This window comes from Streptomyces misionensis, from assembly GCF_900104815.1.
Lineage (GTDB): Bacteria > Actinomycetota > Actinomycetes > Streptomycetales > Streptomycetaceae > Streptomyces > Streptomyces misionensis.
This window is the reverse complement of the sequence record NZ_FNTD01000004.1, coordinates 7,387,800-7,404,487: the sequence shown is the minus strand read 5'-3', so window position 1 is coordinate 7,404,487 and position 16,688 is coordinate 7,387,800. Positions and strand designations below refer to the sequence as shown.

Here is a 16,688-nt window from a genome sequence, read left to right as displayed (position 1 = left end):
ACACCAATCGTCGGGTCAGGCCGCGTGCCCGGCGCTGGTTCCGGGCCCCTCCATGGGGCCCTTGGGGAGCGGAATGAGGGTGCGCATGGCCGGCAAGGTGACCGGGACGACCGACGCGGTCCCCGGCGACGAGGAACTGAGAGGACTGCTCGCGGGGCTGACCGCGGTCCGGGACGGAGATTTCGGCACCCGGCTGCCGGACGACTCCCCGGGGCTGATGGGCGACATCGCCACCGTCTTCAACGGCATGGTCGACCAGTTGTCCGTGTTCACCTCCGAGGTCACCCGGGTGGCGCGCGAGGTGGGCACCGAGGGCACGCTCGGCGGGCAGGCGCAGGTGCCGGGGGTCTCGGGCACCTGGGCCGTGCTGACCGACTCGGTCAACGCCATGGCGGGGAACCTCACCACGCAGGTCCGGGACATCGCCCAGGTGGCCACCGCGGTGGCCAAGGGCGACCTGTCGCAGAAGATCGACGTACCGGCGCGCGGTGAGATCCTCCAGCTGAAGGAGACCGTCAACACGATGGTCGACCAGCTGTCCGCGTTCGCCGACGAGGTCACCCGCGTCGCCCGCGAGGTCGGCACCGAGGGCCGCCTCGGCGGCCAGGCGCAGGTGCCGGGCGTCGCGGGGGTCTGGCGCGACCTGACGGATTCGGTCAACTTCATGGCCGGAAACCTCACCGCCCAGGTCCGCAACGTCGCCCAGGTGACGACGGCGGTGGCACAGGGCGACCTCTCCCAGAAGATCACCGTCGACGCCCGCGGCGAGATCCTCGAACTCAAGAGCACCATCAACACGATGGTCGACCAGCTGTCCGCCTTCGCCGACGAGGTCACCCGCGTCGCCCGCGAGGTCGGCACCGAGGGCCGCCTCGGCGGCCAGGCGGACGTCAAGGGCGTCAAGGGGACCTGGCGCGACCTGACGGACTCGGTCAACTTCATGGCCGGAAACCTCACCGCCCAGGTCCGCAACGTCGCCCAGGTGGCCACCGCGGTGGCACAGGGCGACCTCTCCCAGAAGATCACCGTCGACGCCCGCGGCGAGATCCTCGAACTCAAGAGCACCATCAACACGATGGTCGACCAGCTGTCCGCCTTCGCCGACGAGGTCACCCGCGTCGCCCGCGAGGTCGGCACCGAGGGCCGCCTCGGCGGCCAGGCACAGGTGCGGGGGGTGGCCGGCACCTGGAAGGACCTCACCGACAACGTCAACGTGATGGCCTCCAACCTCACGGGCCAGGTGCGGTCCATCACCCAGGTCGCCACCGCCGTCGCCAAGGGCGATCTCTCGCAGAAGATCACCGTGGAGGCCAAGGGCGAGGTCGCCGCGCTCGCCGACGTCATCAACACCATGGTCGACACCCTCTCGGCGTTCGCCGACGAGGTGACCCGGGTGGCCCGCGAGGTCGGCACCGAGGGCCGGCTCGGCGGCCAGGCCCATGTGCCCAACGTGGCCGGCACCTGGAAGGACCTCACCGACAACGTCAACTCCATGGCCAACAACCTCACCGGCCAGGTGCGCAACATCGCGCTGGTGACCACGGCCGTGGCCAAGGGCGACCTGTCGAAGAAGATCGACGTCGACGCGCGCGGCGAGATCCTCGAACTGAAGACGACCATCAACACGATGGTGGACCAGCTGTCGGCGTTCGCCGACGAGGTCACCCGCGTCGCCCGGGAGGTCGGCACCGAGGGCCGCCTCGGCGGCCAGGCCGAGGTCGAGGGTGTGTCCGGCACCTGGAAGCGGCTCACCGAGAACGTCAACGAACTCGCCGGGAACCTCACCCGGCAGGTCCGTGCCATCGCCGACGTGGCCAGCGCCGTCGCCGAGGGCGACCTGACCCGGTCCATCACCGTCGACGCGTCCGGCGAGGTCGCCGACCTCAAGGACAACATCAACTCCATGGTGGAGTCGCTGCGCGAGACCACCATGGCCAACCAGGAACAGGACTGGCTCAAGACCAACCTCGCCCGCATCTCCGGCCTGATGCAGGGCCACCGGGACCTGCGCGTGGTGGCCGAGCTGATCATGGACGAGCTGGTGCCCCAGGTGTCCGCCCAGTACGGCGCCTTCTACCTGGCCGAGGAGGGCGCCGCGGGGCCCGAGCTGCGGCTCGTCGGCTCGTACGGGCGCCCCGACGAGGACGACCGGCCCGAGCGGATCTCCTTCGGCCGCTCCCTGGTCGGCCAGGCCGCGCGCAGCCGCCGCACCATCGCGGTGGACGAGCTGCCGCCCGGGTACGTCACCATCTCCTCCGGTCTCGGACAGGTCGTACCGACCACGCTGCTGCTGCTGCCCATCCTCTTCGAGGAGCAGGTGCTCGGCGTCATCGAGCTGGCCTCCGTCACCCGGTTCACCGCCGTCCAGCGGGACTTCCTCCAGCAGCTCGTGGACACCATCGGCGTCAACGTCAACACGATCGTCGCCAACGCGCGCACCGATGAACTCCTGGAGGAGTCGCAGCGCCTGACCAGCGAACTCCAGGCCCGTTCGGCCGAGTTGCAGGCCCGGCAGGAGGAGTTGCAGCGCTCCAACGCGGAACTGGAGGAGAAGGCCTCGCTGCTCGCCGAGCAGAACCGCGACATCGAGGGGAAGAACCTCCAGATCGAGCAGGCGCGGCAGGAACTGGAGGCGCGCGCCCAGCAGTTGTCGCTCGCCTCCAAGTACAAGTCCGAGTTCCTCGCCAACATGAGCCACGAGCTGCGCACCCCGCTCAACAGCCTGCTCATCCTGGCCCAGTTGCTCGCCCAGAACCCCTCCCGCAACCTCACCCCGAAGCAGGTGGAGTACGCGGGGATCATCCACTCGGCGGGCTCGGACCTGCTCCAGCTGATCAACGACATCCTCGATCTGTCCAAGGTCGAGGCCGGCAAGATGGACGTGACGCCGGAGCGGGTCTCGCTGCGCCAGCTCATCGAGTACGTCGAGGCCACCTTCCGGCCGATGACGTCCCAGAAGAGCCTCGGGTTCACCGTGAGCACGTCGGCCGGCGCGCCCGCCGACCTGCTCACCGACGACTCCCGGCTCCGCCAGATCCTGCGCAACCTGCTGTCCAACGCGGTGAAGTTCACCGAGCAGGGCGGGGTCGAGCTGCGCGTCGAGCCCGCCACCGACGACGAGGTGCCGCAGGACGTGGTGCGCGGCGGCTCGGTGGTCGCCTTCCGGGTGAAGGACACCGGCATCGGCATCCCGGAGCAGCAGCTGGAAAGCATCTTCGGCGCGTTCCAGCAGGCGGACGGCACCACCAGCCGCAAGTACGGCGGCACCGGGCTCGGCCTGTCCATCACCCGGGAGATCGCCCATCTGCTCGGCGGCGCCGTCACCGTCGACAGCACCCCGGGCAAGGGCAGCACCTTCACCCTCTACCTGCCCGTGGCCCGGCCGGACTTCGACGAACACCTGCACGGCGTGCGCGGCGCCGCCGAACCGGACGAGCAGGAGCAGGCGACCGCCACGCCCCCGCGGGAACTGGAGGCGTCGGCACCGCGCGTCGCGGCCAAGCGGCAGCGCGCCCGCAGGCTCCTCGTGGTGGAGGAACGCCCGCGCGGCCTGCTGACCCTGGTCGCCGAGAGCGTCGTCGGCGACATGGACCACGGGCACGCCGACGGCATCCCGGTCGACATCATCACCGCGGTCGGCGCCCAGGAGGCGGCCGGCGCCCTCGCCGCCGAGCCCTGCCACTGCGTGGTGGTGGAGCTGGGCGGCCCGGACGGGGAGTCGGCCCGGTTCCTGGCGGCGCTGGACGGCGACTCCGCCCTCGCCGGCGTTCCCGTGCTGGTGCACAGCTCCCACCGCGCGGAGTACCCGCCGGTGGAGCCGGGCGGCTCGCTGGAGTACCTCTCCAGCCTGGACGAGCTGCGGGAGCGGATCGCCCTCCACCTGTCGGCCGAGGAACCCGGCGAGGTGCTCACCTTCGTCCGCGGCGAGGAGTTGCAGCACGCCCCGGCGGACCTGGTCGACGAGCAGACCCGCGGCCGTACCGTGCTGGTCGTCGACGACGACGCGCGCAACCTGTTCGCGCTCAGCGGCATCCTCGAACTGCACGGCTTCCGCGTCCTGCACGCGGAGAACGGCCGCAAGGGAATCGAGACGCTGGTGAGCAACCCGGACGTGGAACTGGTCCTGATGGACGTGATGATGCCCGAGATGGACGGGTACACCGCCACCGCCGAGATCCGCCGCATGCCGCAGTACGCCGACCTGCCGGTGATCGCCGTGACGGCGAAGGCGATGCACGGCGACCGGGAGAAGAGCCTCGCCTCCGGTGCCAGCGACTACGTGACGAAACCGGTGGACACGCGCGACCTCATCGCCTGCGTCCGGCGCTGGCTGCCCGCATGAGGCCCGCAACGGCACCGCGCAACCGTCCGTCCGCAGGCCGAGGAGTACCCGTCCGGTGAACATCCAGCCATCCGCCGAGCCCGGCACCCAGACCGAGGCGGCGAGCGGAGTGCCCGCCCCGCTGTCGCCGGTGGACGACGTGGCGGCCGATGTGCCCCCCGGCTCCCCCGTCGGCAGGCTCGCCGCCACCGTGGAGCGGCTGCGCCACGAGGTGCGGACCGCGCAGGCCGAGGCCGAGGGCCGGGCGCTGATCGAACTGGCCAAGGGCATCCTGATCGAGCGGCTCGGCTGCGGTCCGGCCCAGGCCGGCCGGCAGCTCGCCGAGCTGGCCGAGCAGGCGCAGGTGACCTCGCTGGAACTCGCGGTGGACGTCATCAACCAGGCGGCCAGGGACCGGGTCGCGGAGGTGACCGAGGCCTTCCTGTCCACGGCCGCGGCCCCGTCCGGGCAGGCTGAGGAGTCCGCAGCCGTACGGCTGCGCGCCGCCGAGAGCGGCGTCCTGGCCGCCCACGACGCCCAGGCCATGGCCGACTCGCTGCTCGAACACGCCCTGCGCCCGCTCGGCGCCGTCGCGGTGGCCATCTGGGCGGCCGGCTCGGACGGTTCGCTCGCCCTGGCCGGCAGCGCGGGCTTCACGGCCGCCGAGGCGGCCCGCTGGTGCTACGTCCCGCCCGACGTGGCCACGGTGGCCCGGCGCGGACTGACCGAACCCGACGGGCAGTGGCTGCCCTCCATCGCCGCGTCGGGGCTGCCCACCATCGGGCGGCGCGACTACCCCGACGGCGCCCGGATCGCCGTGCCCGCCGGTGCGGGCGGCCGGATCCACGGCGTCCTGGAGATCGCCTGGCCCGGGGCCGAGGAGCCGCTGCCGCGGCCGGTGGTGCGCCAGGTGGAGACGCTCGCCGAACTGTGCGCGCACACCCTGGAGGACTTCGTGCCCTCCGCCGGGACCAGTTGGGGACCTCGGGTGGTGCCGGACGTGGCCGAGCTGATGGACCTGGCGGACGGGCTGCACGACCCGGCGCTGGTGCTGGTGCCGCACCTCGACGACGACGGGCGGCTCGTCGACTTCCGCATCCAGCACGTCAACAGCCGTTTCCTCGACCCGGCGGGCAGGTCGCGGGCCGTCGTCGGCGGGGCCCTGCTGCTGGAGGCCTACCCGATGGCCGCCGGCGCCGGCGAGCTGTTCCAGCGCGTGGAGCGGGTCTACGCCACCGGCGAGCCGTTCCGTGCGCACCGGATGCGGCTGACCGCGCTGGTCGACCAGGTGCCGCTGTCCGCGGTCGCCGACATCAGCATCAGCCGGCACGGCTCCAGCGTGCTGCTCATCTGGCGCATCGAGGACGAGACGGCGCGCCTGGCCAGTCTGCTCCAGCACGCCCAGCGGCTCGGCCGGATCGGCGGCTTCGAGGAGAACCTGCTCACCAGTGAGATCACCTGGAACGGCCAGCTGTTCGACCTCTACGGGCGCCCGCCCACGAGTTCCCCGGTGCCGCTGGAGGACCTGCCCGCCTACTCACACCCGGACGACGCCGTCCAGATCGGGCGGTTCCTGCGCACCCTGCTGCACCAGCACCGGCCGGCGTCCGCCGCCTTCCGACTGCGGCGGCCGGACGGTGTCACCCGGCACATGCGCGTGGTCGCCGAACCGGTCCTGGACACCGCCGGGCAGCTGTTCGGCGTGCGCGGCGCCTACCAGGACATCTCCGCCCAGCACTGGACCGAGGTGGCCCTCGCCGCGACCCGCGACCAGCTCGCCCACACCGAGCAGCAGGCCGTCGAGCGCAACCGGCTCACCCTCCAGCTCCAGCACGCCATCATGCCGCCCACCCAGGCGCCGTTGCGCGTGCCGAGCCTCCAGGTGGCGGTGCGCTACCGGCCGGCCGAGACGGAGCACCTGGTCGGCGGCGACTGGTACGACGCGGTGGTGCTGCCGTCGGGGCTGGTGCTGCTGTGCGTCGGCGATGTGGCCGGGCACGGGATCGAGGCGGCCACCAGCATGGTCGTCCTGCGCAACGCGCTGCGCGGCCTGGCCGTCACCGGAGCGGGTCCGGCGCAGCTGCTGTCCTGGCTGAACATCGTCGCCCACCATCTGACGGGCGCGGTCACCGCGACCGCCGTGTGCGGTCTGTACGACGCCGAGCGCCGTACGCTGCGCTGGGCGCGGGCCGGGCACCTGCCGCCGGTCCTGGTGCGCACGGACGAGGCCACCCCGCTGCCCAGGCTCAAGGGCCTGCTGCTGGGCGCCCTGCCGGAGGCGGAGTACGAGGAGACCGAGGTGCGGCTGGCCGCGGGCGACACCCTGCTGATGTACACCGACGGGCTGATCGAGCGCCGGGACCGCTCGGTGGAGGAGTCCCTGTCCCATCTGCTGGAGACGGCGCGTTCGGGCCCCCGGACCCTGGACCAGCAGCTGGACCGGCTGCTCACGTACAGCAGGTCGGACACCGACGACGACACCTGCATCGTGGGCATCAGGGTCGGCTGACGGCGTACGCCCCGGTGGCGGCCGGGGGCCCTGACCTGCCTTAGTGGCACAGGGGTTCGCTCTCGATGCATACGGTGATCGTTCGGGGGCACACGAAGCGCCGGAGGATCCGTTCGCGGGGTCCGGCCGGGGCCGTGTGCCCGCCCACCGAGAGAGGGATGTCGCTGTGTTGCTGCCTGCGGAGAAGGAACTGCGCGCGCTGCTGGCCCGCTTCGCCGAGGCTCGTTTCCGCCATGACCTCCAGCCCACCGGCCACTCCAGCCGGGAGCTGGAGGACACCTCGTACACGCTGTGTGTGATGACCGGCACCCGGACGGTGGACGAGGCCCTCGCCGCCGCGGACGTCATGCTGGAGCGGCTGCGCACCGAACGGCAGGCGGGCACCCGACCGGTCCTGGCCGCCTGACCCGCACGAACAGGCCTTTCCATGCAAACATTTGATCTAACCGAGAGGAAGTCATTAAGGTCTAGCTCCAACCCCCGTTGGTGATCACTCAGAGGGAGTGACGGCGGCGGGCCCCGCCCACCGATGTGCCGGCAGGCGGCTGAAGGAGCAAGGAGCTCGCCCCTGTGGCGTCCCATCGTCGACCCAAGCAGCCGAGCCGCACGCGTGTCACCGTACTGACCACCGCGGCCGCCGCAGCCGTCGTCCTCAGCGCGAACGCCGCCAACGCCGCACCGAGCGAGAAGCCCGGCAAGGACGAGGTCAAGGCGAAGGTCGACAAGCTGTACGAGCAGGCCGAGCAGGCCACCGAGAAGTACAACGGTGCCAAGGAGAAGCAGGAGAAGCTCCAGAAGGAGATATCCACGATCCAGGACAACGTCGCGCGGGGTCAGGAGGACCTGAACAAGCTGCGCGACGGCCTGGGTTCGCTGGCGACCGCGCAGTACCGCTCCGGTGGCATCGACCCCTCGGTGCAGCTCTTCCTGTCCGCCGACCCGGACGACTTCCTCGACAAGGCGTCCACGCTGGACCAGTTGAGCGGCCAGCAGGTCGAGGCCCTGAAGAAGATCCAGGCCAAGCAGCGCGAACTCGCCCAGCAGCGCGCCGAGGCCACCGAGAAGCTCAAGGACCTCGCCGCCACCCGGACCGAGCTGGGCAACAAGAAGAAGGAGGTCCAGGGCAAGCTCGCCGAGGCGCAGAAGATCCTCAACACCCTGACCGCCAAGGAGAAGGCGGATCTCGCGGCCGAGCAGCAGCGCGCCAACCGCTCCTCCACCGAGCGGGTGGACCTGGGCCACGACAGCTCCGCCTCCGGCCGGGCCGGCGCCGCCTTCTCCGCCGCCCAGAGCCAGATCGGCAAGCCGTACGTCTACGGCGCCACCGGCCCCTCGTCCTTCGACTGCTCGGGCCTGACCTCCTGGGCCTACGCGCAGGCCGGCGTCTCCATACCGCGGACCTCCGAGGCGCAGTCGGGCATCGGGACCCGTCTCACGCGCAGCCAGCTCCAGGTCGGCGACCTGGTCTTCTTCTTCAACGACCTGCACCACGTGGGCCTGTACGCGGGCAACGGCCAGATCCTGCACGCGCCGCGCACCGGCACGGTCGTGCGGTACGAGTCGATGGACACCATCGGCGGCCCGTTCATGTTCGGCGTCCGGGTCTGACCGCAGGCCGCCGCCGGGGCCGCTCCCCCGGCGGCCCTCAGCCCTCCATGCCCTGGCGTACGCGCCGGGACGGGCTGAACTCGTACAGATCGAGCACGCCGGGCGGGTCCGCAAGTCCCGGGCCGCCGGCGGCGACCCACGCGGCGATGTCGGCGGCGGCGTCGATGTCGTTGACCAGGCCGAGCCACACGGGCCGCCCGCCGGCGGCCCGCCCGGCGGGGGACGGTTGCACCACGATCACATCGGCGTGCTCGCAGGCGTCGAGGCAGCCGGTCACCCGGACCCGCCCGGTGCCGGCCAACGCCTCGCGCAGCAGGCCGAGTTGGGCGGCGTGATCGACGCCGGGGAGCTTCTCGGTGCCGCAGCAGCAGCCGCGGCACACGGTGACGGTGCAGCGGTCCGGTCCCTCGGTCGCACCCTGGTCGGTCTCCCGGCGCCGGCGGCTCATCGGGGGCTCCCGCCGTGTGCGCGGCGCCAGGCGCCGTCGGCGAGCAGCCGCAGACCGTTGAGGCCGACGATGACGGTGGAACCCTCGTGGCCCGCGACGCCCAGCGGCAGGGGCAGGTTTCCGGCCAGGTCCCAGATCACCAGGCCGGTGATGAACACCGCCGCGACGACCAGGTTCTGCACCACCAGCCGGCGTGCCCGGCGGGAGAGGCGCACGACCGCGGGAATGGTCGCCAGCTCATCGCGGACCACGACCGCGTCGGCGGTCTCCAGCGCGAGGTCGGAGCCCGCGCGCCCCATGGCGATGCCGGTGTGGGCGGCGGCCAGCGCGGGGGCGTCGTTGACACCGTCGCCGACCACCAGCACCTTGCGCCCCGCCTGCTCCAGCTCCCGCACCGCGGCCACCTTGTCCTGCGGCAGCAGCCCGGCACGGACGTCCGTGATGCCGACCTCGCCGGCCAGCCGGGCCGCCGCGCGCGCGTTGTCGCCGGTGACCAGGGCCGGGGCGGTGCCGGTCAGTTCCTCCAGGGCCGCGACGGTGGCGGCGGCCTCGGCGCGCAGCCGGTCGGCCACGCCCAGCACGCCCACCGGCTCGCCGTCGAGGGTGACCAGCACGGCGGTGCGGCCCTCCTCCTCCAGGCCCGCGGCCACGGCCACGGCGGGATGGCCCGGGTGGGCGTCGCCGAGGCGGGCGGGGCTGCCCACCGCGACGGTCCTGCCCTCGACGGTGGCGCGCACTCCGGTGCCGGGGGCGGAGTGGAAGTCCCGCACCGGGGGAAGGTCCAGGCCGCGGGTGCGGGCGGCTGCCACGAGCGCGCGGGCCAGCGGGTGTTCGCTGGGGTGCTCGGCCGCCGCCGCCAGCCGCAGCAGCTCGTCCTCCGTCAGCCCGGAGGCGGCCAGCGGGCGGATCTCCGTCGTCCTCGGCGTGCCCTCGGTCAGGGTGCCGGTCTTGTCCAGCGCCACCGCGTCGATCTGTCCGAGGCGTTCCATGACGACGGCGGACTTGACGAGGACGCCGTGGCGGCCGGCGTTGGCGATCGCGGACAGCAGCGGCGGCATGGTGGCCAGCACCACCGCGCACGGCGAGGCGACGATCATGAACGTCATGGCTCGCAGCAGGGTCGGCTGGAGCGCGGCGCCGAAGGCGAGGGGCAGCACGAAGAGCGCGAGGGTGGCGGCCACCATGCCGAGGGAGTAGCGCTGTTCGACCTTCTCGATGAACAACTGGGTCGGCGCCTTGGTCTCGGAGGCTTCCTCGACCATGGCCACGATCCGGGCGATCACCGAGTCGGACGGGTCCCGCTCGACCTTCACCCGCAGCGCGCCGGTGCCGTTGAGGGTGCCGGCGAACACCTCGTCCCCGGCTTCCTTCGGCACCGGCAGCGGTTCGCCGGTGATGGTGGACTGGTCGACCTCGCTCGCCCCCTCCAGCACCCGGCCGTCGGCGCCGACGCGCTCACCGGGGCGCACCAGGATGGTCTCGCCCACCGCGAGCCGCTCGGTGGGCACGCTCTCCTCCTCGCCGTCGTCGGCGACGCGGGTGGCCGTTGCGGGGGCGAGGTCGAGCAGGCCGCGCACGGAGTCGGCGGTGCGGGCGGTGGCGATCGCCTCCAGCGCGCCGGAGGTGGCGAAGATGACGATGAGCAGCGCGCCGTCGAGCACCTGCCCGATCGCCGCCGCCCCGAGCGCGGCGACCACCATCAGCAGGTCCACGTCGAGGGTCTTCTCGCGCAGCGCCTGGAGCCCGGCCCAGCCCGGTTCCCAGCCGCCGGTCGCGTAGACGGCCGCGAGCAGCGTGCCCCAGGTCCATGACGGCGCCCCGGTGAGGTACAGCGGCAGCGCGATCAGGAACAGCACCAGTGCGGCGGTCGCCCAGCGGGCCTCGGGCAGGGCGAGGACGCGGGTGCGGCGGCGGGGCGCGCCCGCCTCGCGCGCGGTGCCGTCCGGCGCCGGGCGGGTGAGCGTGGATGAGTTCGACATGGGTCCTTCACGGTGGGCGGCACGGGATCCCGACCCGACCACCGTAGCAGGAATGGATGAAGAGTCATTCATGCGTTCATGAATGGTGTCGTACCATGAACACATGGGTCATGGAGCCGCACAGTCGTCAGGACGCGTCCCGCGCAGGAGTCTGGACGCGGCCAGCGCCGCCAAGGTGGCCACCACCCTCCAGGCCCTGGCGACCCCCTCGCGGCTGCTCATCCTCGCCCGGCTGCGCGAGGGCCCGCTGCCCGCGACCGAGCTGGCCGCCGAGGTCGGCATGGAACAGTCCGCCTGTTCCCACCAGTTGCGCCTGCTGCGCAACCTCGGTCTCGTCGTCGGCACCCGCAAGGGCCGCTCCATCGTGTACTCGCTCTACGACAACCACGTCGCGGAACTCATCGACCAGGCCATCTACCACGTGGAACACCTCCGCCTCGGCCTGACGGACACGGCCGCCCTCACCGAGCCGGAAGCCGAAGCGGCGGGCCTGCCGAGCGCCTGACCGCCCGGGCGTTTCACCTGATGCGGTGATCCCGCCCCATCGACCGGAACCATGCGCGCCCGGCCGACTACTCTTCGCGTTCATGCGAGCCGTGTCGGAGAGGCGCAGCAGCCGCTCCCTGCCGTGGGCCGGAGCGGTGCTCGCCCTGGTGCTGATCACGCTCATGCATGTCTTCGCCTGCTGTCACGGCCCGACGGCCGGACCCGCGCAGCGCGCCGACGTCCTGGTGGCGGCCGGGCCGGGCGCGCCGTCCCCCGACCACCAGAGCCATTGCTGGGGTCTCGACGAGCCGACCGCCCAGCCGCCGCGCGACGCCGGGCCGGTGGACCCGCCGCTCGCGGCGCTCGCCCCGGCCGGACCGCTCGACGCCGCTGCGGCCGTCCCCGCACCGGCGCTGCCCTGCGCCTCCCCCGCGTCGTCCCCCGGACATGCGCGGGCCCTGCTCGGCGTGTGGCGGACCTGATCGCCCCCGCGCCGGCGCCCATCCGAACCGGGCCGCCCGGCGAACGATCACCCCCGTCCCTCCCCCACACCGGCCGGGCGCGGTCCGACGCGCCGGCCGGAGGAGAAGCACGCCATGAACCACCCCTGCCCCACGGCACCGCACACACCCGCCGGCCTCGTCGGCGACACCCCCCTCCTGTGGATCGGCGCGCCCTTCGCCGCCGCCGGCCGCGGCTTCTGGGCCAAGCTCGAAGGCCACAACCCCGGCGGCATCAAGGACCGCGCCGCCCTGCACATGGTCCGCGCCGCCCGCGAGAGCGGCCGGCTCGCGCCCGGCGCCCGCATCATCGAGTCGACGTCCGGCACGCTCGGCCTCGGTCTGGCCCTGGCCGGCGCGGCCTACGGGCATCCGGTCACCGTCGTCACCGACCCCGGCATGGAGCCGCTGATGACCGGTCTGCTCGCCGCCTACGGCGCCCGGGTCGACCTCGTCACCGAGCCGCACCCGCGGGGCGGCTGGCAGGAGGCCCGGCGGCGGCGCGTCGCCGAACTGCTCGCCGGCCGGCCGGACGCCTGGTGCCCGGACCAGTACAACAACCCCGACAACGTGGCGGCCTACGCCCCGCTCGCCCGGGAACTCGTCGCCCAGTTGGGCCGCGTCGACACCCTGGTCGTCTCCGTCGGCACCGGGGGCCACTCGGCCGGCATCGGCTCCGTGCTGCGTCACCGCTTCCCCGGCCTGCGGATCGTCGGGGTCGACAGCACCGGTTCGACGATCTTCGGCCAGCCCGCCGCCGCCCGGCTCATGCGCGGCCTGGGCTCCAGCATCCACCCCCGCAACGTCGCCTACGACCTCTTCGACGAGGTGCACTGGGTCTCCGCGCCGGAAGCCGTGTGGGCCGCCCGCCGGCTGGCCCGCGACCACCACGCCACCGGCGGCTGGAGCGTCGGTGCCGTCGCCCTCGTCGCCCGCTGGCTGGCCCGCACCCTGCCGCCAGAGAACCGGATCGTCACGGTCTTCCCCGACGGGCCGCAGCGCTACGTCGGCACGGTCTTCGACGACGCCTACTGCCGCCGCCACGACCTCCTCGGGCACCCGCCCGCCGACGACCCCGACGAGATCTCCCACGCCGCGGAACGCACCGTCACCCGCTGGACCCGGTGCACCCGCGTCACCGACCCCCTCGGACACTCCCGCCGTCCCGGTCTCGCGGGAGCCGCCCGATGAAGCACCTGTGGCGGCAGACCCGCTCCTTCCCGCCCGGCGCACGGCTGATGATGGCCAATCAGTTCGCCATCAACCTCGCCTTCTACATGCTCATGCCCTACCTCGCCGCGCATCTGTCCGACGGCCTCGGACTGGCCGCCTGGGCGGTCGGGCTCGTCCTCGGTGTGCGCAACTTCTCCCAGCAGGGCATGTTCCTCATCGGCGGCACGCTCGCCGACCGCCTCGGCCCCAAGATCCCCATCATGGCCGGCTGTCTGCTGCGCACCCTCGGCTTCGCCCTGCTCGGCTGGGTCGACGACCTGCCCGCCCTCATCGCGGCGTCCGCCGCGACGGGCTTCGCCGGCGCCCTGTTCAACCCGGCGGTGCGCGCCCACCTCGCCGCCGAGGCCGGCGAGCGCCGGGTGGACGCCTTCGCCACCTTCAACGTCTACTACCAGGCGGGCATGTTGCTCGGCCCGGTGGTGGGACTGGCCCTGCTGGCCACCGACTTCCGGCTGGTGTGCACGGTCGCGGCCGGCATCTTCGCCCTGCTCACCCTGTTGCAGTGGCGCGCGCTGCCGGCGCGCCGGCGACCCACCGGGGACGGCGGGCGGGACGGGGTGCTCGCGCAGTGGCGCAGCGTCGTCGCCAACCGGCCGTTCCTCCTCTTCTCCGCGGCGATGATCGGCTCGTACGTGCTGACCTTCCAGGTGTATCTCGCGCTGCCGCTCGCGGCGACCGACTTCCTCGGCGCCGACGGCACGGCGGTCACCAGCGGACTGTTCGTCGTCTCGGCCGCGGTCGCCGTCATGGGCCAGCTACGGCTGACGGGCTGGGCCAAGAAGCACTGGCGGCCCGGCACGGCCCTGGTGCGCGGTCTGGCGGCGATGGGCCTCGCCTTCGTACCGCTCGCCCTCTGCCCAGGGCAGTCCCCGACGGCCGTGCTGACAGCGCTCGTTCTGGCCGTGGTCCTGCTGGCGGTGGGATCCTCGGTCGTCTATCCCTTCGAGATGGACACGGTCGTCGCCCTGTCCGGGGGTCGCCTGGTCGCCACCCACTACGGCTTCTACAACACCGTCTCCGGACTGGGCATCTCCCTGGGCAACCTCGGCACGGGGGCCCTCTGGGACCACACCCGGCGCCATGACGCCACCTGGCTGACCTGGGTGGCACTGACCGCGACCGGGGCGGCCTGTGCCACGGCGGTCGCCGCGCTCGCCCGCAGCGGACGCCTCGCCGCACCACGCCCGCGGCCGGAGCCCGTCGCGGCATGAGCGCCGTGACCGCCCGTGCCCGGACGGGCTTCGACCACCGCGGAGCCCTCCGGGCACGGGCGTCATGCCACGGATACGTGCACACGACCGGCCGTTTACCCCGGCTTTGCCAACGCATGGTGATCTGATGCCCGTCGGCCGACGCGGCCGACCATCGGACGCCCCGAGGAGTCACTTCATGCACAGAGCCACCCGCCGCCGTCTGACGCTCGCCACCGCGCTCGTCGTCGCGACCACGGCCGCCGTCGCGGTCACCACCCCCGCAGGTGCCTTCGACTCCAAGGAGCAGGCACGCAAGGCGATCCAGGGCGGACAGGCGAAGAACGTCATCCTGCTCATCGGCGACGGCATGGGCGACTCGGAGATCACCCTCGCCCGCGACTACACCGTGGGCGCGGCCGGCCGGCTGAACATGGACCGGTTCCCGCTCACCGGCGCCTACACCACCTACGCGGTGCACGCCGACGGCACCCCCGACTACGTCACCGACTCCGCCGCCAGCGGCACCGGCTGGGCCACCGGGGTAAAGACGGTGAACGGGCGCATCTCCAAGACCCCCGGCACCGACAAGCCGGTGCCCACCCTGCTGGAGCTGGCCCAGCGCAACGGTTACGCCACCGGCGACGTCACCACCGCCGAACTCACCGACGCCACCCCGGCCGTGCTCGCCGCCCACGCCACCGACCGCTCCTGCCAGGGTCCCGCGGACATGGCCAAGTGCCCGAGCGACACGATCGCGGCCGGCGGACCGGGCTCGATCGCGGAGCAGGAGGTCGGCCACAAGGTCGACGTCCTGCTCGGCGGCGGCAAGCAGCGCTTCGACCAGACGATCACCCAGGGCAGGTACCAGGGCAGGACCGTCACCCAGCAGGCGCGGGAGCTGGGCTACCAGGTCGTCACCGACGACGCGTCCCTGAAGGCCGCCAAGGCGGGCCGGCCGGTCCTCGGCCTCTTCGCCCCGGGCAATGTGCCCACCGAGTGGACCGGCAAGGCCGCGGCGGTCGGCGGCACGGCCCCGCAGCGGTGCGTCACCGCCAACCCGGACCGCCCCGCCTCCACGCCCAGTCTCGCCGACTCCGCCGCCACCGCGATCCGGTTGCTCGAGGCCAAGCAGCAGGCGAACCACTCCAAGAAGGGCTTCTTCCTGCAGATCGAGGGCGCCTCGATCGACAAGCAGGACCACGCCGCCGACCCCTGCGGCCAGATCGGCGAGACCGCGGCGTTCGACCGTGCGGTGAAGGTGGCCCGCGACTACGCGGCCAAGCACCCCGACACCCTGGTCGTCACCACCGCCGACCACGGCCACACCAGCCAGATCGTGCCGCTGGAGGCCACTCCGCCGGGGCAGTCCGCCACGCTGGTCACCGACGAGGGCGGGCAGTTGAAGGTGAACTACTCGACCAACACCCCGGGGCAGTCCCAGGAGCACACCGGCACCGAGGTCCGCATCGCTGCCCAGGGGCCGCTGGCCTACCGGGTCCTCGGCGTGACCGACCAGACCGACCTGTTCACCACGGTCCGCGAGGCGCTGCGGCTGCGCTGACCGCGCCGGCCCGGTGCTCAGCGCGGGGCGGGCGCCTCCAGCCCGGAGGTCATCAGCCGGATGATCTCCGGCTGGTGCCGGGCCAGGAAGAAGTGCCCGCCCGGGAAGACCTCCAGGGTGAAGGGGCCCTCGGTGTGTTCCGACCAGGCGGCGGCCTCCGGCACGGTGACCTTGGGGTCGTCGTCGCCGACGAGGCAGGTCACGGGGCAGCTCAGGGGCGGCCCGGGTACCCATGCGTAGGTCTCGGCGGCGCGGTAGTCGGCCCGGATGGCCGGGAGGATCATCCGCAGGACCTCCTCGTCGCCGAGCAGTTGGGGATCGGTGCCGCTCAGGCCGCGCATCTCGGCGACCAGGCCGTCGTCGTCGCGCAGATGGACGGTCTCCTCGCGGTGCACGGACGGGGCGCGGCGGCCGGAGGCGAAGAGCGCGGCGAGCGTGATGCCCCGCTCCCGCTCCAGCCGCCGGGCGATCTCGTAGGCGAGGGAAGCACCCATGCTGTGACCGAACAGGGCGAGAGGCCGGTCGGTCCAGGGCAGCAGGGCCTCGCAGACCCGGTCGGCCAGCGCCGGTACGGAGTCCAGGAGCGGTTCGTCGCGGCGGTCCTGGCGGCCGGGGTACTGCACGCACAGCACCTCGATGTCGTCGGGCGTGGACCGGGACACCGGGAAGTAGAAGCTGGCGGAGCCCCCTGCGTGGGGCAGGCACACCAGCCGGACACGGGCGTCGGGGCGCGGGTGGAACCGGCGGACCCACAGGCCGTTGTCCTCGGGGAGCGGGGTTTTCACGGGGTCATTGCCTTTCGGTTCGGGTTCGGCCGCCCACCGGGGCGGAGCGCTCGCCGGGGCGGAGT

The 16,688-nt window shown here is 72.9% G+C and carries 12 protein-coding genes; 9 read left to right on the top strand and 3 right to left on the bottom strand.

Going from position 1 to position 16,688, the window contains the following annotated elements:
* The first annotated feature begins 85 nt into the window (after window positions 1–85).
* The 4 genes from BLW85_RS34420 (at window position 86) to BLW85_RS34405 (ending at window position 8,438) form a co-directional block, all read left to right on the top strand.
* On the top strand, window positions 86–4,342 hold the full coding sequence (locus tag BLW85_RS34420; protein WP_074995171.1) for a HAMP domain-containing protein: 4,257 nt from the start codon (window positions 86–88) through the stop codon (window positions 4,340–4,342).
* 109 nt (window positions 4,343–4,451) lie between these two features.
* A complete protein-coding gene (locus BLW85_RS34415; RefSeq protein ID WP_074996321.1) occupies window positions 4,452–6,830 on the top strand; it encodes a SpoIIE family protein phosphatase in 2,379 nt (792 codons plus the stop codon).
* Window positions 6,831–6,996: 166 nt separating this feature from the next.
* Entirely contained in the window at window positions 6,997–7,236 is a 240-nt protein-coding gene (locus BLW85_RS34410; protein WP_074995169.1) for a DUF5133 domain-containing protein, read from the top strand.
* 164 nt (window positions 7,237–7,400) lie between these two features.
* Window positions 7,401–8,438, top strand: a complete 1,038-nt coding sequence (locus tag BLW85_RS34405; RefSeq protein ID WP_070023160.1) for a C40 family peptidase — start codon at window positions 7,401–7,403, stop codon at window positions 8,436–8,438.
* Window positions 8,439–8,475: 37 nt separating this feature from the next.
* On the opposite strand, the gene BLW85_RS34400 is transcribed toward BLW85_RS34405, so the two are convergent.
* Both BLW85_RS34400 and BLW85_RS34395 read right to left on the bottom strand, forming a co-directional pair.
* A complete protein-coding gene (locus BLW85_RS34400; protein ID WP_074995167.1) occupies window positions 8,476–8,886 on the bottom strand; it encodes a hypothetical protein in 411 nt (136 codons plus the stop codon).
* Window positions 8,883–10,865, bottom strand: coding sequence for a heavy metal translocating P-type ATPase (locus BLW85_RS34395; protein ID WP_074995165.1), 1,983 nt, complete (start codon window positions 10,863–10,865; stop codon window positions 8,883–8,885). The genes BLW85_RS34400 and BLW85_RS34395 overlap by 4 nt, the downstream gene beginning before the upstream one ends.
* A 103-nt stretch (window positions 10,866–10,968) precedes the next feature.
* Here BLW85_RS34395 and BLW85_RS34390 point away from each other — a divergent pair, with 103 nt between their 5' ends.
* The 5 genes from BLW85_RS34390 to BLW85_RS34370 all read left to right on the top strand — a co-directional run bounded on the left by BLW85_RS34390 (window position 10,969) and on the right by BLW85_RS34370 (window position 15,838).
* A complete protein-coding gene (locus tag BLW85_RS34390; protein WP_074996320.1) occupies window positions 10,969–11,370 on the top strand; it encodes an ArsR/SmtB family transcription factor in 402 nt (133 codons plus the stop codon).
* A gap of 82 nt (window positions 11,371–11,452) precedes the next feature.
* Window positions 11,453–11,833: a hypothetical protein gene (locus tag BLW85_RS34385; protein ID WP_074995164.1), complete on the top strand. Its 381-nt coding sequence runs from the start codon at window positions 11,453–11,455 to the stop codon at window positions 11,831–11,833.
* Window positions 11,834–11,947: 114 nt separating this feature from the next.
* Window positions 11,948–13,042, top strand: a complete 1,095-nt coding sequence (locus BLW85_RS34380; RefSeq protein ID WP_074995162.1) for a PLP-dependent cysteine synthase family protein — start codon at window positions 11,948–11,950, stop codon at window positions 13,040–13,042.
* Window positions 13,039–14,295: an MFS transporter gene (locus BLW85_RS34375; RefSeq protein WP_074995160.1), complete on the top strand. Its 1,257-nt coding sequence runs from the start codon at window positions 13,039–13,041 to the stop codon at window positions 14,293–14,295. Before BLW85_RS34380 ends, BLW85_RS34375 begins: the two co-directional genes overlap by 4 nt.
* 178 nt (window positions 14,296–14,473) lie before the next feature.
* Window positions 14,474–15,838 carry an alkaline phosphatase gene (locus tag BLW85_RS34370; protein WP_074995158.1) on the top strand — a complete coding sequence of 455 codons (1,365 nt, stop codon included), beginning with the start codon at window positions 14,474–14,476 and terminating at the stop codon, window positions 15,836–15,838.
* A gap of 17 nt (window positions 15,839–15,855) precedes the next feature.
* Here the strand turns inward: BLW85_RS34370 and BLW85_RS34365 are convergent, their stop codons facing one another.
* Window positions 15,856–16,623: a thioesterase II family protein gene (locus BLW85_RS34365; protein WP_074995157.1), complete on the bottom strand. Its 768-nt coding sequence runs from the start codon at window positions 16,621–16,623 to the stop codon at window positions 15,856–15,858.
* Between the last annotated feature and the right edge of the window lie 65 nt (window positions 16,624–16,688).